This window comes from Salipiger sp. PrR002, from assembly GCF_010500775.1.
GTDB lineage: Bacteria > Pseudomonadota > Alphaproteobacteria > Rhodobacterales > Rhodobacteraceae > Salipiger.
Genome location: NZ_JAAGOU010000002.1, coordinates 1 through 18652, shown reverse-complemented (window position 1 = coordinate 18652; position 18652 = coordinate 1). Strand labels below are relative to the sequence as shown.

Genomic DNA, 18652 nt, shown 5'->3' with positions numbered 1-18652 from the left:
GGGCTTGTCGACCTAAAGTTTCTTGAAAATCCTCTGCATCTCGGTCGTGCCGATTTGAGTCTTGTGGCCGGAGGGACCGTAGACCTCCATTCGATTGAGCAGCGCTCGGGGCCGGTCGATGCGTGCCTTCACATCCGCAAGACCCTGCAGCGCCGCCTCGAGCAACTGGTGATTTCGCTGCAGCACGGCGCGCAGGTTTGGTGCCCGGCGAAGCGATCCTGGATCGCGCTCAAGACGCGCAAGCAACGCCTCTTTCCGCCGGACGATCTGATCCAGTTCCTCGAGCCTGCCGTGCAAGATCGTTCTGCGCTCTGCCTCCAGAAGCGCGAGGAGCGCTTCCGAGGGCGTGCTTCCGTTCTGTTGCCGCGTCTGGCGTGCCGCGGGCGGCATCATTTCTGGAGCAGGGACGCGGGCAGAATCTGCAGATTATCTGCGACCTGCGTCGCGATCTCCTCTCGAAGAAAAGAAGAAAACTGAGCCTCCCCGGCGCCGCCGCCGAAGCTTTCACGCGCCGAAAACGCTCCGGAAACCCGAAGCATTTGTGAAATATAGAGACGATTGAGAAGTGCGCCGGGATTTCCAGCGACAGTTGCAGAATTCTCGGTCATCGCGATCTCCTGTGATCGAAGCCAACTTAGCAGGAGATATTTAAAATGGTTTTGGTAAAGCAATTGTTAGGTCGCAATGGGTAAATTTCACTCAAGTCTCAGAGGGTGCCTGCATGAATGTTTTTCTGGGAATTGTTGAAGTTGGATCGTTGAAGCTTGGGATCGATCAAACATTGCCATTCTCATCCACAGTGGCCAGTAGTGGTGGCGTGCCCGCAGGTCACAAAGGTGACTTCGAGTTTTTGGATGTGATGAGTGAGGTCCATTCGGATGGTTCGGTCGGGAAGTCTTCCGTTAGATCAGATTTCTACCGATCCGAGGGAGAACTCATAGTTTTTCAGAAAAATGACGTAGATTGGGATGTGGATTGTTTTGATGTTTCGGTTGAAATGGATGAAGTTGCCTTCATAGAATTTCCAGCCGGTTTTTCTATTCATAAAGAAATTTCCCCTACTCCGTTACTCCATGATGCGCTCAATCTTCAGCTTGAGAATGGAAATAAGGACTCGATTGAATCAGGAGGGATTGTATTTAAGATATCGGAGAATTCCTATCTCGATATTCTGCCGCGCCTAGGGGAGAGGCTGCGCCCAGATGATCGTCCTATACCTGTATTGAATGGCTCAACAGTTTCGGAACTGGGAAGCGAGCGGGCAATACCGGTCACACATCGAACGGTCGAAGACGGTACAGGTCCCCTCGGAGAGCTAGTCCCTGCGGTCGTGCCACCCGTGGTTGCGCCCTCTGTGATCACCGATGCAGAGGCCGACGAAAAGGCTAGCAGACCGCGCACGCGAATATCCGAGGCCCTTGGGTTACCTGCGAAAATTTCGCGTGAGCTCCCTGTGTCGATAACCTCGACTGCGACGGGCGAGCTACCTGTTCTTCCGGCCCTTCAAACCCCGGAAAGAGCCGATGGAAGTGCCCCTCGATTGCCTTTGGAGCCACTGAGCACATCCCAGACAAAGGCTGATGCAGATCGCGCTGAAGAGCCGGTGTCGGGGAATCCTCAGAAGGAAACGCCTTGGGACGGGGGTTATCCTAAGGGAGATCCCGAAACTGCAAGTCGGGGAAAGAACTTGCGAACGGAGGCGGTGGAACTGCGCCACGTGCATGGTCCTAAAACCCAAGCGGGAGAAATCGCGCCGCTTGCGCCGCAAGTGGGCAGTGATTTGGCCGAGCCGTTTCCAAGCGAGGGGCGGGCTTCAGTCGGTTTGGGCGGGCACCGGCTCCAAGATGAGGAGCGTGTGACTAGCCGCCAAACCCATCCGAGGGCAATCGCGCCCCGCAACGAAGTCTTGCAACCTATGAAATGGCCGGCAGGGCGGGGCGAAGTAACTGAGCGGCCCCTCACAACCCAAAGTGACGGGACTATACGTGTTCATGCGGAAAGACTTGCTGCGCGGGAGCTTGCGCCAAACTTCGAACCTCCTGTCAAATTGGCCCTGGGCCCCTCTGCGCAGCGGCCAAGCTCACCGCGGGAAGACGATACGCAAGCTCCAGCCATGGCACCTCGACGGGGCGCCGCGCCCGCGGCGCCTATGCATCCGTCATCGGGGTTTGCGAATGACACCGACCTGCAACGGTCGGACTTCGCGCCGCAGGGTCCGTCTCGCGCACGTACCCGAGGGCCGGCGGAGCCCGCAATTCCCGCATCGCGAAGGCTGATCGAAGCTGACAGCGGGCCACATCCGATCGCAGACCCAAAGACCCGCAATATTGCTGACCAGAGTTTCGGCCCACAACAGGATGAAGCTCCAGACAACGCAAAGGCAGTGATCGCGGTGGTGACAGAAACGGCCTTTCAGAGCCTTTCTGGAAGATCGCATCGCGCCGCGACGACAGAAGAACGTCTGGTCGAGAGGGACGCAAATCCGATGCGGCGCCCTCCGCCATCGATGCCAAAAGAAGGAAGTGAATTGCCGAGCGCAGAGCGGAACCCGCGCAGAGGCCTGCCAGCCGAGGCCCAGAGCCAACCTCCGGACCTTAGGGAAACAGCCAGCGAGCCGAGGCGCCCGGATCAGTCGTCATCGGCTTCTGCAGCGGATCTCCAGCCTGAGCAGGAAAGATTTCCAGCTCAGGGGCAAGTTCCTTCCCGGTCCGAAGCCGTGGGTATTCGCGCTGCCGGAGTGACGCAATCACTGCCTTCGATGGCTCGAATCCGCCGCGAAACGGAGGTCCGTCTGGTCCCACGTACGGCGAGGGCGCAGTCTGGTACAGTGCGTCCCGATCTCTTGGACAAGCCTAACAGGGTGCGGAAAAAGGTCTGAGGAGCACGCTTCTCGCCTCGCTCGTCAGGCCCCGGTGCGCCGCCTTTTCACCAGATCGACGAGAGACCCTGAAAATTGACGCGCTTTCGCGTCGAAACGGCGGCACTCGGAGTTTTTCAGCACCTTGCTAAGCTGCCAAAACCGACCCAACCGGTTCTAGAGCAGCAGCCGCTGTCGGAGCGGGCAGCGGCGAAACTGAAGGCAAAACTCGGCAGTGAGCTTGCTTCGGAGCGATCGGACCTGTCGGCTGGGCTGACATCGGGCACTGTCCAGAGCGAGCCGCGAGACATTGCCTCCAGGGAGGCAATTCCGCCTGCACGGATCGCACCGCCGATCCGGCAGATTGCGGAAGCGATCACCGGCGCGGAAGACGGTCGGGTCGAATTGCAGCTCGAGCCCGAAGAGCTTGGCCGCGTCAGTTTCAACATGAAACACTCTGAGCAAGGGGTCAGCCTGCATATCACCGCAGACAGGCCGGAAACGCTCGAACTACTACGGCGTCATGCGGACCAGCTCGTGCGATACCTTCAGGAGCATGGATATCAGAGCAGTAGTTTTTCGTTTGCCGGCGGGCGTTCTGGCCGTCAGCCCGCACCCGGCAAGCTGCGCGGGGCAGGGCAGCCCCATCCCTCGGCGGAAGTGACCACAGCGGCGACGCAAGCGCCGAGGTCGGGTAAGCGCCAATCGAATGGGATGGACCTCAGGCTCTGAGCGTTTCTGGATCGGAAGGGGATAGAAATGGAAGTAGCAGCGACAAATCTAGCTCAGACCGCTGACCTGACATCGGGGCAGGTGAGCGATGCGGCGTCACTGAGCGGAGATTTTGAGACCTTCCTCAAGATGCTGACCACTCAGGCGCAGAATCAAGATCCGTTCAATCCGGTGGATGCCACGGAATATGCCTCGCAACTGGCCAGCTTTTCCACCGTGGAACAACAGGTTCTGACAAACGGACTGCTGACGGAGCTCACGCGGCTGGCAACGGGCAGTGGTCTTGAGCGTCTGGCGGGTTGGATCGGGATGGAAGCGCTCACGATGGGCGCCGCTTATTTCGATGGCGCGCCGGTGGAATTGGTGACGCAGGTCCCCGAGGATGCGCAAAGCGCGGTTCTGGTGATCCGTGGCGCAGATGGATCGCTCAAGAACCGAATCGCGGTGGGGGCCGGAGATGAGAGTTACAGGTGGGATGGCACCGATCTTAGCGGTGCCACGGTGTCGCATGGTATCTATGAGGTCGAGTTGGAGGTGTACCGCGAGGATACCCTTGATGAAACGCGCGAGGTTGGCGCGTATCTGCGGGTCGACGAGGTCGCCCGGCTGGATGATGTGAACATTCTGACGCTGCGCGGCGGTGTGATGCGCGAGGTCGCGGAGGTGACAGCCTTGCGGAACGCAGCGGATTGAGCCTGCGCCGACGGCCTTTCGGGCGGCGAGAACGCAGAGCCAGAGGATCGGCAGTGCTGCGTTTCCGGCCACCGCGTTGCGCGATGGCCGGAGACAAGATCAGAGGATGGACATCAGGATCAACGTGCCGCCCGCACCGGTCAGCAGCCCGGCGATCCCCCAGCCGAGGCGCCGGGTCCATTTCGACTCGAGCTCGTCGGCAAGCCCCTGCGTCTGGCGCACCAGCGCGTCTTCGACCAGGCCGGGCAGACGGGGACCGAAACGGGCCATGACACGCGCGGTCTTGGCAAAATCGCGCAGCGCAGCGCGCGGGCCGATCGAGGTCTTGATGTATTGCTCGACCACCGGGCGGGCGACGCTCCAGATGTTCATATGCGGGTTCAGCGAGCGGGCCACGCCCTCGACCACCACCATGGTGCGCTGCAGCAGGATCAGCTCGGTCCGGGTTTCCATGCCAAAGCGCTCGGTGACCTCGAAGAGGTAGTTGAGCAGTCGGCCCATAGAGATGCGGGTCGAATCCATGCCGAAGATCGGCTCGCCCACCGCGCGCAGGGCGCGGGCAAACTCATCGACGTCGCGGTCGGCGGGCACATAGCCCGCCTCGAAGTGCACCTCGGCCACGCGGCGGTAGTCGCGGCGAATGAAACCATAAAGGATCTCGGCGTAAACCCGGCGGGTGTATTCGTCGATATGCCCCATGATGCCGAAGTCATAGGCGATGATGTCGCCATTGGGTGCCACCTTCAGGTTGCCCTGATGCATATCGGCGTGGAAAAATCCGTCGCGCAGCGCGTGATTGAGGAACAGCTGAAGCACCCGCTCACTCAGCGCGACGCGGTCATGACCGGCGGCGTCGATCGCGGCATTGTCGCCAAGCGGCACGCCCTCGGCCCAGCTCATGGTCATCACCCGGCGGCCCGACAGGCCCCAGATCACCTCGGGCAGCTGGAAGCCCTCGTCATCCACGGTGTTTGCGGCGAACTCACTGGCAGAGGCGCTTTCAAGCCGCAGGTCCAGCTCGCCATTCACCACGCCCTCGAAATGGGCGATCACATCGCGCGGACGCAGACGGCGCGACGCGGGAGAAAGGAAGTTGATGGCATCGGCCGCGAGCCAGAAGGCGTCGATATCCTTGCGGAAGGCGCGCTCGATTCCGGGACGCAGCACTTTGACCGCGACGGTTTCGCCAGTCTCTGTGAGGCGCGCCTTATGCACCTGCGCGATGGAGGCGGCGGCGACGGGCGGGCTGAACTCCGAGAAAATCTCGGAGACCGAGACGCCAAGCTCGGCTTCAATCTGGGTTTTCGCGGCCTCGGTGGGGAAGGGCGGCAGCTTGTCCTGCAGCACCCGAAGCTGGTTGGCCAGATCCTCGCCCACCACGTCGGGGCGGGTCGAGAGCACCTGACCGAATTTGATGTAGGCGGGTCCCAGTGCCGAGAGCGCGCGGGTCACCGGCGGCATCGCGGGGTCGCCCTCGTAGCCGAGCCATTTGAACGGCTTGGCGATGATTCTCGACGCGGCGCGCAGCATCGGCGGCGCGTCCAATGCGTCGAGCACCACGCTCATGGCGCCGGTCCGCTCGAAGGTGGCGCCGGTGCGCACCAGCCGCCAGATGTTGTGGGGACCCTTCATATCAGATCTTCCAGCCCGAATGCAGGCAGGCGATCCCCATGCTCAGGTTGCGGTATTTGGCGTTCTCGAAGCCCGCCGCGCGCAGCATCCCGAGGAAGGTTTCCTGATCGGGGAACTTGCGGATCGATTCCACCAGGTACTGATAACTGTCGCGGTCGTTGGCGATGGCCTGCCCCATGCGCGGAATGATGTTGAACGAATAAAGGTCATAGACCTTCTGCATCAGATCATTGGGGATCTGGCTGAATTCCAGCACCATCAGGCGACCACCGGGTTTCAGCACGCGGTAGGCTTCGTTCAGCGCCTCTTGCGGGCGGGTGACGTTCCGGATGCCGAAGGAGATCGTGTAGACGTCAAAGCTGTTGTCGGGGAAGGGCAGCGCCATGGCGTCGCCGACCACCCAATCGAGCTCATCGGCCATAGAGGCCGCCTCGGCGCGCTTGCGGCCCTCGACGAGCATCGGCTCGGTCAGATCGCAGACCGTGGCGTGGCCGTGGACCGCGCGCTTGAGGAAGCGGAACGAGATGTCGCCTGTGCCGCCCGCCACATCGAGCAGTTTTTGCCCGGGGCGCGGCGCCAGCCAGTCCATCATCGCGTCCTTCCAGATGCGGTGAATGCCGAAAGACATGGCGTCGTTCATCACGTCGTATTTCGACGCGACCGACCCGAAGACCCCGCGCACGCGGCCAGCCTTCTCTTCCTCGGGGATGTCGGTGAACCCAAAATGGGTGGTTTTTCCGGTCTCTTTGGTCATGGGCCTTGCCGTCCTGTGTCCGAGACTCCTTATAGAGCCCGCGCGCCGCGCTGCAATGCGGCCCAGTCGAAAGGATCCGTGATGCCCGAACTTCCCGAGGTGGAAACCGTCCGTGCCGGACTTGCTCCGGTGATGGAAGGAGAGCTTATCGCCGAGGCGAAAGTGAACCGCCCCGATCTGCGCTGGCCCTTCCCCGAGCGGATGGCCGAACGGCTGACCGGGGCGCGGGTGCTGCGGCTGCGGCGGCGGTCGAAATACATTCTGGGCGATCTCGACACGGGTGAGACGCTGCTGATCCACCTTGGCATGTCGGGGCGGATGCTGATCTCTGGCGATCCGCTGGGCAGATTCGTGCATGAGCACCCGGCACCGGAAAAGCATGACCACGTGGTCTTTGAGATGGCGAGCGGCGCGCGCATCACCTTCAACGACCCGCGACGTTTCGGCGCAATGGATTTGATGGAGACCGCGACCGCCGAGGCGCATCCGCTGCTCGCGGCGATCGGGCCGGAGCCGCTGGGCAATGAATTCAGCGAATCCCACCTTGTGGCGGCGTTGAAGGGCCGCAGCATGCCGATCAAGACGGCACTTCTGGATCAAAAGATCGTCGCGGGTTTGGGCAACATTTATGTTTGTGAAGCCTTGTTCCGCGCCGGCATCCATCCTTCACGCCGCGTCAATAAAATCTCGGAAAAACGCATCTCTGCGCTGGTGCCGATCATCCGGCAAGTGCTGAGCGAGGCCATCGCGGCGGGCGGCTCTTCGCTGAAAGATTATCGCCAAGCCGATGGCGAGCTTGGATATTTTCAGCACAGCTTCGATGTCTACGGACGCGAGGGCCAGCCCTGCCGCGCAGCCGGTTGCGCAAACACCGTTCACAGGATCGTGCAGTCTGGCCGCTCTTCCTTCTACTGTCCGAACTGCCAAAGATAGCTTGATTGCAGGGGTCAAGTTGGTAAGGCTGCGCGACAATGCCAACGGACGGGAGCCCGAAGTCATGGCCTATGAGACGATTATCGTCGAAGTAGACGACGACGTTGCCACTATTACCCTGAACCGCCCGGACGCCCTCAATGCGCTCAACAGCCAGCTTCTTGGCGAGCTTGCGCAGGCGCTGACCGAGGCGGATGCCAATGACAAGGTGCGCTGCATCATCCTGACGGGCTCGGCCAAGGCGTTCGCCGCCGGGGCCGACATCAAGGAAATGTCGGAAAAAACCTTCGTCGAGATGTATCTCGGCGATTTCTTCGAACCGGCCACCGAGGCGGTCTCGAAGGTTCGCAAGCCGGTGATCGCCGCGGTCAGCGGCTACGCGCTTGGCGGGGGATGCGAACTGGCGATGATGTGCGATTTCATCATCGCATCGGAGACCGCGAAATTCGGCCAGCCCGAGATCAACCTCGGCGTCATCGCCGGGATCGGCGGCACGCAGCGTCTGCCGCGCTACGTCGGCAAGGCCAAGGCGATGGACATGCATCTGACGGGCCGCTTCATGGATGCCGAAGAGGCCGAGCGCTCGGGGCTGGTGAGCCGCGTCGTGCCGGTCAAGCAGCTGATGGAAGAGACCCAAAGCGCCGCAGCCAAGATCGCCGAGAAGTCGATGCTGGCCTCGATTGCCGCGAAACAGGCGGTCAACCGCGCCTTCGAGACGACATTGGACGAGGGGCTGCTGTTCGAGCGCCGCCTGTTCCACTCGCTCTTTGCCACCGAAGACCAGAAGGAAGGCATGTCGGCCTTCCTCGAAAAGCGGACCCCGCAGTTCCGCGACCGCTAAGCTTTGCGTGGCCCGTCCCCGCGGGGACGGGCTGCACCTTTGGCGTCAGAGGGGATCAGGCCTGAAGCGGGCCGCGCCCCTGCCGGATCGCCGCCTGAATGGCGCGCCAGGTCTCGGCCTCTGCCGTATCCCCTTTCTCCTCGTTTTCACGCACCTTTGCGGCAGCCTCGGCTTCGGCCCTGCCGCCGTGGGCCCGATACAGCGCCTGCGCCGCCTGAGTGATCTGGATGGTGTTCATGGCTGACTCCTCCTTTCAGTCAGAACCCTCCGCGGTCCCCCGCGGGAGCCCGATCCTAGCCGATTCCATGCCCATTCCCCAAGTTTTCCGGCAATGCCCTTTGCAACCGGCGGAAAATGGGGTATGCGCCGCGGCTACATGCGCGTGATGCCCGCTAAGGCAAGAATCGGTCCGGCACGACAGATCCGGGTCTGGTGGATATTGCGCGTCCGAAATTCAGACCAGGCCGTCGGCCATAACCAGGCCCATCGGCCACAGAAAAGGACCGTTTCATCATGGCAAACACGCCCCAGTCCAAAAAGCGCGCACGTCAGAACGAAAAGCGTTACGCCGTCAACAAGGCACGCCGTTCGCGCATCCGTACCTACCTGCGCAAAGTCGAAGAAGCGATCGCTTCGGGCGACAAGGACGCAGCCTTCGCCGCACTGAGCGCCGCACAGCCCGAGCTGATGCGCGGCGTCACCAAAGGCGTCTTCCACAAGAACACCGCTGCACGCAAAATGTCGCGTCTTTCGTCGCGCGTGAAAGCACTCGGCTAAGGGCATTCTGCCCGACTGAAATGACACACCTCAAAAGTGTGTGACCGAAAAGGCATCGCCATTGGTGGTGCCTTTTTTTGTGACTCACACAAGATTTTGGAGCCCTAGATTCTTTTTTCGGAATCCGGTGAGTCAAGTTTGAAGTTCGGTTGCCGCTCTTCGCGGAAGAGGGGTAATTTCATCAGGCGAGTCACATCGCTGGGGGGACAGGCAATCGGGGACACTACCACGGGAATCGTGGAACGTTTCCGTCGCTTCGGCAGTCTGCTGCACAGACGCCGAAACCGGGGTGAATTCATCCTGCCAGTCCAATTGTAATATGGGTGATTGAGGCACCGTCATGGGGTCGCTTCGGGGTACTGGGAATCCCGGGGAGTCTTCCTGCGTTCCTAAATCACTGGGACAGAGATATCTCATCCCGGTCCATGCCACCTTTGGCATGGGGCCAGTTCTTGCATCCCTGCGGTTGGCTCGGTCGGGCATATGTGTGTGTCGCCCGAGGGACAGAAGAACCGGTGAAGAGACGGAGCGGGGATACATGACGCAGGAACAATGGGGCGCGCTGCAAGACAGGCTGAGCAGCACGATCGGGGAAAACAATTATCGAACCTGGATCAAACCCCTTGAATATAAGGGACTGGAGGCCGATGGGGTGGCGGTCTTCCTGGCGCCGACAAATTTTATCGGCACCTATGTTTCGCAAAATTTCGGAGACCTGCTGCTGTCGCAGATCTCGACATTGGATTCGCAGGTCCGCCGCCTGCAATTTCGGGTAAGCAATGCGCCGCGTCCGGCCATGGGCCGACCGAGCCCGCGCCCGGCAGCGGCGAACAAGCCCGAACCGGCGCTGCAAAGCGTGCAGGCCGAAGCTCAGGCGAGCGGCTATGCAGGAACGCAGGCAGGCACCGCAGCTGCGACCGCGCAGGGCGGCAGTGATCTGCTGCCGAGCGCGCCGCTCGACGCGCGGTTCACCTTCGACAATTTCATCGTCGGCAAACCGAACGAACTGGCCCATGCCGCGGCGCGCCGCGTGGCCGAGGCCGAGACCGTGACCTTCAACCCGCTGTTCCTCTATGGCGGCGTGGGTCTTGGTAAAACGCACCTGATGCACGCGATCACCTGGGAGTTGCGCAACCGCCGCCCGGATCTGAACGTGCTGTATCTGTCGGCAGAGCAGTTCATGTACCGTTTCGTGCAGGCCCTGCGCGAGCGCCGCATGATGGACTTCAAAGAGCTGTTCCGCTCGGTCGACGTGCTGATGGTCGACGACGTGCAGTTCATCGCCGGCAAGGATTCGACGCAGGAAGAGTTCTTCCACACGTTCAACGCGCTGGTGGACCAGAACAAGCAGATCGTCATCTCGGCCGACCGCGCGCCGGATGAGATCAAGGATCTTGAGAACCGCATCCGCTCGCGCCTGCAGTCCGGCCTCGTGGTCGACCTGCACCCGACGGATTACGAACTGCGTCTCGGCATCCTGCAGTCGAAGGTCGACACCTACCGCAAGCAATATCCCTCGCTGCAGCTTGACGATGGCATCCTCGAGTTCCTCGCGCATCGCATCTCGACCAACGTGCGCGTGCTCGAAGGCGCGCTGACCCGGCTCTTCGCCTTCGCCTCGCTGGTCGGCCAGCCGATCACCATGGAGCTGACGCAGGATTGCCTTGCCGATGTGCTGCGCGCCTCTGACCGCAAGATCTCGATCGAAGAGATCCAGCGCAAAGTGGCGGATCACTACAACATCCGCCTCAGCGATCTGATCGGCCCCAAGCGCGTGCGCAACTTCGCCCGCCCGCGTCAGGTGGCGATGTATCTGTGCAAGCAGCTGACCGCGCGCTCGCTGCCCGAGATCGGCCGCCGTTTCGGCGGGCGCGACCACACCACGGTCATGCACGGTGTGAAGCGGATTGAAGAGCTGCGCATGCAGGACAGCCAGATCGCCGATGACATCGAGCTCTTGCGCCGCGCGCTCGAGGCCTGACACCTCAGCCTGAGGCGCCAAGCCTGAGACCGCACGACCACAAATGGGAACGGGGCTGCCTTCGGGCGGCCCCGCGGCCTTGACGCTGCAGGCAATCTATCTGATCAATCACCAAAACAGGTTGGAGTAGCTCCGGTTTTGCGCCAAGCTGCCCCTCCGGCCAACCGAGGAACAGGGCGATGAAAGTCAGCATAGAACGGGCGACACTGCTCAAGGCAGTCAGCCAGGCACAATCGGTGGTCGAACGCCGGAACACCATTCCGATCCTTGCGAACGTGCTGATCGAAGCCGAAGGGAACACGGCCAGCTTCCGCGCGACCGATCTCGATATCGAAGTGCTCGACCGCGCCCCCGCGGTTGTCGAGCAGGCGGGCGCCACCACCGTCTCGGCAGTGACCCTGCATGAAATCGTGCGCAAGCTGCCCGATGGCGCGCTGGTGCAACTGGCCGCCGACAATGCCGCAGGGCGCCTGACGGTGACCGCGGGCCGCTCGAACTTCAGCCTCGCGACGTTGCCGAAAGAAGACTTCCCGGTCATGGCCTCGTCGGAATATTCGTCGAACTTCAGCGCCAAGGCCGAAGTGCTGCGCCGGCTGTTCGACAAGTCGAAATTTGCCATCTCGACCGAAGAGACGCGCTATTACCTCAACGGCGTCTACATGCATGTCACCGACAGCGAAGACGGCCGCGTGCTGCGCTGCGTCGCCACCGATGGTCACCGCCTCGCGCGCATCGACGCGCCGCTGCCTTCGGGCGCCGAGGAGATGCCCGGCGTGATCGTGCCGCGCAAGACCGTGGGCGAGCTGCGCAAGCTGCTCGACGAGGATGATATGGACATCGCGGTCTCGGTCTCGGAAACCAAGGTGCGCTTCGCCACGCCCGACATCACGCTGACCTCCAAGGTCATCGACGGCACCTTCCCCGATTATTCGCGCGTCATCCCGATGAACAACACCCGCCGCCTCGAGGTCGACGCGGGCGAGTTCGCCAAGGCGGTGGACCGCGTGGCAACCGTCTCGTCGGAACGCTCGCGCGCGGTGAAGCTGCAACTGGATGAAGACCGCCTCGTGCTCTCGGTCAACGCCCCCGACAGCGGTGCTGCCGAGGAAGAGCTGGCCGTGGCCTATGGCGACGAGCCGCTGGAGATCGGCTTCAATGCGAAATACCTGCTGGAGATCGCCAGCCAGGTCGACCGCGAGAACGCCGTTTTCATGTTCAACTCCTCGGGCGATCCGACCCTGATGCGCGAAGGCACCGACACGTCTGCGGTCTATGTCGTCATGCCGATGCGGGTCTGACCCGCGCCGCGCGCCGCCTTCGGTCGCGCCATGCGTATTTGAAGAACAATGAAGGGCAGGGGCGCGGCTTCTGCCCTTCATTGTTCCAAAAATACGCTCAGCAGCGCCTGCCTTCCTGCGAAAGCTGTCGATCCAATGTCCCTCCATCTCACTCGCCTCACGCTCTCGCATTTCCGCTCGCACCACCATGCGTCGGTCGAGGTCGACGCGCGGCCCGTGGCGCTCCATGGCCCCAATGGCGCTGGCAAGACCAATCTGATCGAGGCGGTCTCGCTGTTCTCGCCGGGGCGCGGGATGCGCCGGGCCTCGGCGCAGGAGATGGTGCGCCGCCCCGAGGCGCTGGGGTGGAAGATCGAGGGGCTGCTGGAGACCGGCGGCAGCCTGCATGAGATCACCTTCCGCTCGGAGGCGGGCGCGGCGCGGCAGGTGCATATCGACGGCAAAGCCGCGCCGCAGGTGCAATTGGGGCGGATGGCGCGGGTGCTGTGGTTGATCCCGTCGATGGACCGGCTGTGGATCGAGGGCCCCGAGGGGCGGCGGCGGTTCCTCGACCGGATGACGCTGAGTTTTTTCCCTGACCACGCCGAGCAGAGCCTCGCCTATGAGAAGGCCATGCGCGAGCGCAACCGGCTGCTGCGCGATCAGGTGCGCGACGGTTTCTGGTACGGCGCGCTCGAGGGGCAGATGGCCGAGGCGGGGGCCGCGCTGCAGGCCAACCGCCGCGCGGCGCTGGCGCGGCTGGCGGGGGCGCAGGCCGAGGCCGAGACGCAATTCCCGGCCGCCGAGCTTGAACTCATCGACGGTGAGCAGCCCTGCCCGGACAGCGCCAGCGATCTGCGCGCCGCGCTGGAGGCGAGCCGTCCGCGGGACCTGATGGCGGGGCGCACGCTGGTGGGGCCGCATCGCGCCGATCTGCGCGGGGTCTTTGCCGCCAAGGGGGTTCCCGCCGAGGATTGCTCGACCGGCGAGCAGAAGGCGCTGCTGATCTCGCTCATTCTCAGCAACGCCCGCGCGCTGGCCGCCGAGACCGGTGCGGCCCCCATTCTACTGCTCGACGAGGTGGCGGCGCATCTCGACGCGGGTCGCCGCGCGGCGCTTTATGACGAGATTTGCGCGCTCGGGAGTCAGGCGTGGATGACGGGCACGGGGCCGGAGCTTTTCGCGGAACTGGGAGAGCGGGCGCAGCATCTCGAGGTGACCGAGCGGGAAGGGCAATCGGTGGTTGAAAACCGCACGGTTTAACACCAAATCTTGTGTCATCGGCGTGACAATCGCGGCAGAACACCGTATAAAATCAACAAAAATCACGAAGGATCGCGGCATGGCCGAACCGGCAAGCGCACCGCAGGAATACGGCGCGGATTCCATCAAAGTTCTCAAGGGTTTGGAGGCTGTCCGTAAGCGTCCCGGCATGTACATCGGGGACACGGATGACGGCTCGGGCCTGCACCACATGGTTTACGAAGTCGTGGACAACGGCATCGACGAGGCTCTGGCGGGCCACGCGGACTTTGTCCGGGTGAAGATTCACGCCGACAACTCGGTTTCGGTGCGCGACAACGGCCGCGGCATTCCGGTCGATCTGCACCAGGAAGAGGGTGTCTCGGCGGCCGAGGTCATCATGACCCAGCTGCACGCCGGCGGTAAGTTCGATCAGAACTCCTACAAGGTGTCGGGCGGTCTGCACGGCGTGGGCGTTTCCGTGGTGAACGCGCTTTCGGTCTGGCTCGAACTGCGCATCTGGCGCAACGGCAAGGAGCATTACGCGAAGTTCAGCCATGGCGAGACCGTGGAGCATCTGCGCGTGGTGGGCGACGCCGAGGGCGAGCAGGGCACCGAGGTGCGCTTCCTTGCCTCGACCGACACGTTCAGCAACCTTGAGTACAGCTTTGAGACGCTGGAGAAGCGCCTGCGCGAGCTAGCGTTCCTGAACTCGGGCGTGCGCATCATTCTTGAGGACGAGCGTCCCGCCGAGCCGCTCAAGACCGAGCTGCATTACGAAGGCGGCGTGAAAGAGTTCGTGAAGTATCTCGACCGCTCCAAGCAGCCGGTGATGCCCGAGCCGATCTATATGACCGGCGAAAAGGATGGCATCGGCGTCGAGATCGCCATGTGGTGGAACGACAGCTACCACGAAAACGTGCTGCCCTTCACCAACAACATCCCGCAGCGCGACGGCGGCACCCATGTGGCGGGCTTCCGCGGCGCGCTGACCCGCACCATCAACAACTACGCGCAGTCCTCGGGCATCGCCAAGAAAGAGAAGGTCTCTTTCACCGGCGATGACGCCCGCGAGGGTCTGACCTGCGTGCTGTCGGTGAAAGTGCCCGACCCGAAGTTCAGCTCGCAGACCAAGGACAAGCTGGTCTCCTCCGAGGTGCGCCCGGCGGTCGAGGGGATGATGAACGAACGTCTGGCCGAGTGGTTCGAAGAGAACCCCAATGAGGCCAAGCAGATCGTCGGCAAGATCGTCGAGGCGGCGCTGGCCCGCGAGGCCGCGCGCAAGGCCCGCGAACTGACCCGTCGCAAGACCGCGATGGACGTGAACTATCTTGCCGGCAAGCTCAAGGACTGCTCCGAGAAGGACCCGTCGAAGACCGAGCTTTTCATCGTCGAGGGTGACTCGGCAGGCGGCTCGGCGCAGACCGGGCGCGACCGGGGCACGCAGGCGATCCTGCCGCTGAAGGGTAAAATCCTCAACGTCGAGCGCGCGCGTTTCGACCGGATGCTCGGCAGCCAAGAGATCGGCAACCTCGTGATGGCGCTCGGCACCGGCATTGGCCGCGACGAGTTCAACATCGAGAAGCTGCGCTATCACAAGATCATCCTGATGACCGACGCCGACGTCGACGGCGCGCACATCCGGACGCTGCTGCTGACCTTCTTCTACCGGCAGATGCCGGAGCTGATCGAGGGTGGCTATCTCTATATCGCGCAGCCGCCCCTCTATAAGGTGACCCGCGGCAAGTCCGAGGTCTATGTGAAGGACCAGAACGCGCTTGATGAATACCTGATCAATCAGGGTGTCGATGGCGCGCATCTGACCACCGGCAACGGCGAGGTGATCGCCGGGCAAGACCTCGTTCGCGTGATCGAAGAGGCGCGGCAGCTCAAGCGCGTGCTCGATGCCTTCCCGACGCATTACCCGCGCCACATCCTCGAGCAGGCGGCGATCGCCGGGGCCTTCGTGCCCGGCGCGGTCGAGAGCGACCTGCAGGGCGTGGCCGACAAGGTGGCGCAGCGGCTCGATCTTATCGCGCTGGAGTATGAGAAGGGCTGGCAGGGCCGGATCACGCAGGATCGTGGCATCCGTCTCGCGCGTATCCTGCGCGGCGTTGAAGAGGTCCGCACGCTCGACGGCCCGATGCTGCGCTCGGGCGAGTCGCGCCGCACCGGCAGCTTCACCGATGCGCTGAAGGCGGTCTATCAGACCCCGGCAACGCTGGAGCGCAAGGACCGCCGTCAGGCGATCTTTGGCCCGCTCGGCCTGCTCGAGGCGGTTCTCGAAGAGGGTGAGAAGGGCCTGTCGCTGCAGCGCTATAAGGGTCTGGGCGAGATGAACCCCGGCCAGCTGTGGGAGACGACGCTTGATCCCGATGCCCGCACCCTGCTGCAGGTGAAGGTGGATGACATGGCCGAGGCCGATGATCTCTTCACCAAGCTGATGGGCGACGTGGTGGAGCCGCGCCGCGAGTTCATCCAGCAAAACGCGCTGAGCGTGGAGAACCTCGACTTCTGATCCGGCGGGTCTTGGCGGCCCGCATGAGACAGAGGCATGAGTAAAAATAAAGCGGCGCGTGGGGGCCTCCACGCGCCGCTTTTCATAGTCGGCTCAGAACAGAGCTCAGCCGCGCGCCTTGGAGTAGCCTTCCAGAAGCATCGGGAAATCCGCTTCGGGAGGGAATCCCTTATAGTGATGCTCGGCCGGTGTGGTCGCCCAGTCGAGGCGGTCCACGGTCATCGTCTCGATATAAGGCGTGCACCAGTCCGGCACCTCGAACATCGATGGGCGGACATTCACGAAATTCTCGACCCCGACGATCCGGGTGAACACCCAGCTCTGACACTCGCCGCACATATAGTGATCGAGGTCAGGCCCTTTGATCCCGCCCTTCACTGGCGTGCCGGAGACCACGCGAAATCCGTCGCCCGGCACCATCATCGTCAGGGAAAAGGCGCTGGCGCTCATCTTCTGGCAGCCGCGGCAATGGCAGGCGGCGGTCATCATGGGCGGTTTGCTCACTTCGACCTGCAGTGCGCCGCAGCGGCAGCTGCCGGTTTGGGGAAGGTCGGTCATCTGGGTTTCCTCTTCTCCGAATGTGGGGGTGAGCCGTGGGCGGCCAAAGAAAAAGCCGGCCCCGGGGCCGGCTTTGCGCTCACTCGGTCCGCAGGCTGGCGGCCGATTCCTTGATGGCGTCATATTGCCCGCCGGGACGGAAGCGCCACAGGTAGTCGGGCAGCACCGCTTCGGGCGCAACCGGGGTGATCCCCAGATCCTTGAGCCCCTTGGCTCCGTCCGACACCACATTGTCCTTGCGCAGCATGATCACCTGATCGCGGGTGATCGGCGCGGTGAACAGCCCGCCGGTGATGCGCTGAACAAACTCCGAAACGCGCCCCATCACCGAAGCGAGCCCAAAAGGCAGGTTCAGCAGCATCTTGCGGCGGCGGATCACGCTCAGCATCTCTTCGATAAAGGCGCGGAAGCTTTTCACTTCCGGCCCGCCAAGCTCATAGATGCCCGGCGCGGCCACCCCGGTCAGCCCCTTCTCAGCCGCTTCGGCGACATTATCCACGTAAACCGGCTGGAACTTCATATCCGCACCGACCAGCGGCAGCACCGGACCCATCCGCGCCATCCCGGCGAACCGGTTGAAGAAACTGTCCTCCATGCCGAAGATCACCGACGGGCGCAGGATCATCGCGCTGGGGAAGCTGGCCAGCACCGCCTCTTCGCCAAGCCCCTTGGTGCGGGCATAGCTGCTGGCGCTCTCTTTATCGGCGCCGATCGCCGACAGATGCACGAAACTCTCGACACCTTCTTCGGCGGCGATCCGGGCAATGCGGCCCGCGCCTTCGGACTGCACAGCGTCGAAGTTGTTCTTGCCGCGCGCATCAAAGGTGCCGACGCAGTTCACCACCGCATCCGCCCCATGCATCACGCTGCGCACCGACTCGTCGTCGCGGATATTGCAGAACACCGGCTCCACCTGACCGACCGAACCATAGGGCTTCACAAAGAGCGCTTCATTGGGCCGGCGCACCGCGACACGCACGCGCCAGCCGAGTTTCGCCATGCGCCGTGCGATGTAGCGTCCGACAAAGCCGGAACCGCCGTAAATTGTGACGAGCTTGCTCATCTGCCTTCTCCCGCTGTGAGCTATCTGACCTTGAATACCGGCCCACCGAGGACCGGGCAAGCGGCGCACGGAGGGGAAGTTGAAGAAACTTCAAAAACTGCGTTGACACTCCCTGCGGACATATTTAAACGCCCCTCACCACCTGTGCCCAGGTGGCGGAATTGGTAGACGCGCTGGTTTCAGGTACCAGTGGCTTAACGGCCGTGGAGGTTCGAGTCCTCTCCTGGGCACCATAGAAACGCCGCTTAATCTTCGGATTAAGCGGCGTTTTTTGGTTTCGGGCTTCAGGGCTCTTCCTGTGCGCTGAGGATCCTGTGGTTGGCCAGAAGGTCTGGCCTCGTTCCTCTCCCTTACTCTCCATGCTCTGGCTCCGCCGCGCGCGTGTTCCTTTGGTGGTCTCTGTCCTCGTCGCTCATGGTCTGAGCCGGGGTACGGCCGACTCGAGGAGTGGCGTCAGGAACATCTCTCTAGTGTAGTGCGTCTGATGGGAGGGCTCCATTTACTGGACTATGTGGTCCCGCCAAGCGCAGATCAGGCTCAAAGCGCCGCGGGAGTCCGCTTGTCTGCGCCCATAGCTGAGGGGGCGGGCGCTACGTTCCTCCAAGGCCGTCCGTTGGTGGCCCTGTTTTTACGCGGTTTCCGGCCTTCGTGCATTTTTTATGACGAAAAATGAAAAAAGGGGTTGCGACCCACCGAGGGAATACGTAAATAGCCCCTCACCGGCGGCGCTGAGGTGCTAGACGGGACGCCAGACGGGGCGGCGGCGAGGCGGCAAGCTGAGCCAGCGCAGACGA

At 62.5% G+C, this 18652-nt stretch carries 16 protein-coding genes and 1 tRNA gene; 10 read left to right on the top strand and 7 right to left on the bottom strand.

Going from position 1 to position 18652, the window contains the following annotated elements:
* Positions 1–12 precede the first annotated feature (12 nt).
* Both G0A00_RS02580 and G0A00_RS02575 read right to left on the bottom strand, forming a co-directional pair.
* Positions 13–393 carry a hypothetical protein gene (locus G0A00_RS02580; RefSeq protein WP_164178442.1) on the bottom strand — a complete coding sequence of 127 codons (381 nt, stop codon included), beginning with the start codon at positions 391–393 and terminating at the stop codon, positions 13–15.
* The gene (locus G0A00_RS02575) at positions 390–608 is read right to left on the bottom strand and encodes a hypothetical protein (protein ID WP_164178440.1); all 219 of its coding nucleotides are present in this window, start codon (positions 606–608) and stop codon (positions 390–392) included. Before G0A00_RS02575 ends, G0A00_RS02580 begins: the two co-directional genes overlap by 4 nt.
* A 2345-nt stretch (positions 609–2953) precedes the next feature.
* Here G0A00_RS02575 and G0A00_RS02570 point away from each other — a divergent pair.
* Entirely contained in the window at positions 2954–3589 is a 636-nt protein-coding gene (locus G0A00_RS02570) for a flagellar hook-length control protein FliK (protein WP_164178438.1), read from the top strand.
* A gap of 27 nt (positions 3590–3616) precedes the next feature.
* Positions 3617–4282: a flagellar hook capping FlgD N-terminal domain-containing protein gene (locus G0A00_RS02565; protein ID WP_164178436.1), complete on the top strand. Its 666-nt coding sequence runs from the start codon at positions 3617–3619 to the stop codon at positions 4280–4282.
* 99 nt (positions 4283–4381) lie between these two features.
* Here the strand turns inward: G0A00_RS02565 and ubiB are convergent, their stop codons facing one another.
* Both ubiB and ubiE read right to left on the bottom strand, forming a co-directional pair.
* Positions 4382–5914 carry a 2-polyprenylphenol 6-hydroxylase gene (gene ubiB, locus G0A00_RS02560; protein ID WP_164178435.1) on the bottom strand — a complete coding sequence of 511 codons (1533 nt, stop codon included), beginning with the start codon at positions 5912–5914 and terminating at the stop codon, positions 4382–4384.
* A 1-nt stretch (position 5915) separates the two neighbouring features.
* Positions 5916–6668 (bottom strand): bifunctional demethylmenaquinone methyltransferase/2-methoxy-6-polyprenyl-1,4-benzoquinol methylase UbiE, encoded by a 753-nt coding sequence (gene ubiE, locus G0A00_RS02555; protein WP_164178433.1) that lies wholly within the window; start codon positions 6666–6668, stop codon positions 5916–5918.
* 81 nt (positions 6669–6749) lie between these two features.
* On the opposite strand from ubiE, the gene mutM reads away from it, so the two are divergent.
* Together mutM and G0A00_RS02545 are read left to right on the top strand one after the other, a co-directional pair.
* The gene (mutM, locus tag G0A00_RS02550; protein ID WP_164178431.1) at positions 6750–7601 is read left to right on the top strand and encodes a bifunctional DNA-formamidopyrimidine glycosylase/DNA-(apurinic or apyrimidinic site) lyase; all 852 of its coding nucleotides are present in this window, start codon (positions 6750–6752) and stop codon (positions 7599–7601) included.
* Positions 7602–7665: 64 nt separating this feature from the next.
* Positions 7666–8442 (top strand): enoyl-CoA hydratase, encoded by a 777-nt coding sequence (locus G0A00_RS02545; RefSeq protein ID WP_066103506.1) that lies wholly within the window; start codon positions 7666–7668, stop codon positions 8440–8442.
* Between the two features lie 55 nt (positions 8443–8497).
* Here G0A00_RS02545 and G0A00_RS02540 read toward each other — a convergent pair whose 3' ends face one another.
* Entirely contained in the window at positions 8498–8680 is a 183-nt protein-coding gene (locus tag G0A00_RS02540; RefSeq protein WP_066103507.1) for a hypothetical protein, read from the bottom strand.
* A 275-nt stretch (positions 8681–8955) separates the two neighbouring features.
* Here G0A00_RS02540 and rpsT point away from each other — a divergent pair, with 275 nt between their 5' ends.
* From rpsT to gyrB, 5 genes are all read left to right on the top strand, one after another.
* A complete protein-coding gene (gene rpsT, locus G0A00_RS02535; protein WP_164178428.1) occupies positions 8956–9219 on the top strand; it encodes a 30S ribosomal protein S20 in 264 nt (87 codons plus the stop codon).
* Between the two features lie 538 nt (positions 9220–9757).
* Positions 9758–11200, top strand: a complete 1443-nt coding sequence (gene dnaA / locus G0A00_RS02530) for a chromosomal replication initiator protein DnaA (RefSeq protein WP_235952855.1) — start codon at positions 9758–9760, stop codon at positions 11198–11200.
* A 179-nt stretch (positions 11201–11379) separates the two neighbouring features.
* On the top strand, positions 11380–12498 hold the full coding sequence (gene dnaN / locus G0A00_RS02525; protein ID WP_066103513.1) for a DNA polymerase III subunit beta: 1119 nt from the start codon (positions 11380–11382) through the stop codon (positions 12496–12498).
* Between the two features lie 135 nt (positions 12499–12633).
* Positions 12634–13740, top strand: coding sequence for a DNA replication/repair protein RecF (recF, locus tag G0A00_RS02520; RefSeq protein ID WP_164178424.1), 1107 nt, complete (start codon positions 12634–12636; stop codon positions 13738–13740).
* 79 nt (positions 13741–13819) lie between these two features.
* Entirely contained in the window at positions 13820–16237 is a 2418-nt protein-coding gene (gyrB, locus tag G0A00_RS02515) for a DNA topoisomerase (ATP-hydrolyzing) subunit B (protein WP_164178422.1), read from the top strand.
* Positions 16238–16342: 105 nt separating this feature from the next.
* Here the strand turns inward: gyrB and G0A00_RS02510 are convergent, their stop codons facing one another.
* Both G0A00_RS02510 and G0A00_RS02505 read right to left on the bottom strand, forming a co-directional pair.
* A complete protein-coding gene (locus G0A00_RS02510; protein WP_164178420.1) occupies positions 16343–16795 on the bottom strand; it encodes a GFA family protein in 453 nt (150 codons plus the stop codon).
* 79 nt (positions 16796–16874) lie between these two features.
* Positions 16875–17858, bottom strand: a complete 984-nt coding sequence (locus tag G0A00_RS02505; protein ID WP_164178418.1) for a complex I NDUFA9 subunit family protein — start codon at positions 17856–17858, stop codon at positions 16875–16877.
* Positions 17859–18004: 146 nt separating this feature from the next.
* Here G0A00_RS02505 and G0A00_RS02500 point away from each other — a divergent pair.
* Positions 18005–18091 (top strand) — tRNA-Leu (locus G0A00_RS02500).
* The last annotated feature ends 561 nt before the right edge of the window (positions 18092–18652 follow it).

Coding starts and splice junctions, on each gene's coding strand:
- G0A00_RS02580 (WP_164178442.1), bottom strand. CDS start 393: ATGATGCCGCCCGCGGCACGCCAGACGCGGCAACAGAACGGAAGCACG.
- G0A00_RS02575 (WP_164178440.1), bottom strand. CDS start 608: ATGACCGAGAATTCTGCAACTGTCGCTGGAAATCCCGGCGCACTTCTC.
- G0A00_RS02565 (WP_164178436.1), top strand. CDS start 3,617: ATGGAAGTAGCAGCGACAAATCTAGCTCAGACCGCTGACCTGACATCG.
- ubiB (WP_164178435.1), bottom strand. CDS start 5,914: ATGAAGGGTCCCCACAACATCTGGCGGCTGGTGCGCACCGGCGCCACC.
- ubiE (WP_164178433.1), bottom strand. CDS start 6,668: ATGACCAAAGAGACCGGAAAAACCACCCATTTTGGGTTCACCGACATC.
- mutM (WP_164178431.1), top strand. CDS start 6,750: ATGCCCGAACTTCCCGAGGTGGAAACCGTCCGTGCCGGACTTGCTCCG.
- G0A00_RS02545 (WP_066103506.1), top strand. CDS start 7,666: ATGGCCTATGAGACGATTATCGTCGAAGTAGACGACGACGTTGCCACT.
- G0A00_RS02540 (WP_066103507.1), bottom strand. CDS start 8,680: ATGAACACCATCCAGATCACTCAGGCGGCGCAGGCGCTGTATCGGGCC.
- rpsT (WP_164178428.1), top strand. CDS start 8,956: ATGGCAAACACGCCCCAGTCCAAAAAGCGCGCACGTCAGAACGAAAAG.
- dnaA (WP_235952855.1), top strand. CDS start 9,758: ATGACGCAGGAACAATGGGGCGCGCTGCAAGACAGGCTGAGCAGCACG.
- dnaN (WP_066103513.1), top strand. CDS start 11,380: ATGAAAGTCAGCATAGAACGGGCGACACTGCTCAAGGCAGTCAGCCAG.
- recF (WP_164178424.1), top strand. CDS start 12,634: ATGTCCCTCCATCTCACTCGCCTCACGCTCTCGCATTTCCGCTCGCAC.
- gyrB (WP_164178422.1), top strand. CDS start 13,820: ATGGCCGAACCGGCAAGCGCACCGCAGGAATACGGCGCGGATTCCATC.
- G0A00_RS02510 (WP_164178420.1), bottom strand. CDS start 16,795: ATGACCGACCTTCCCCAAACCGGCAGCTGCCGCTGCGGCGCACTGCAG.
- G0A00_RS02505 (WP_164178418.1), bottom strand. CDS start 17,858: ATGAGCAAGCTCGTCACAATTTACGGCGGTTCCGGCTTTGTCGGACGC.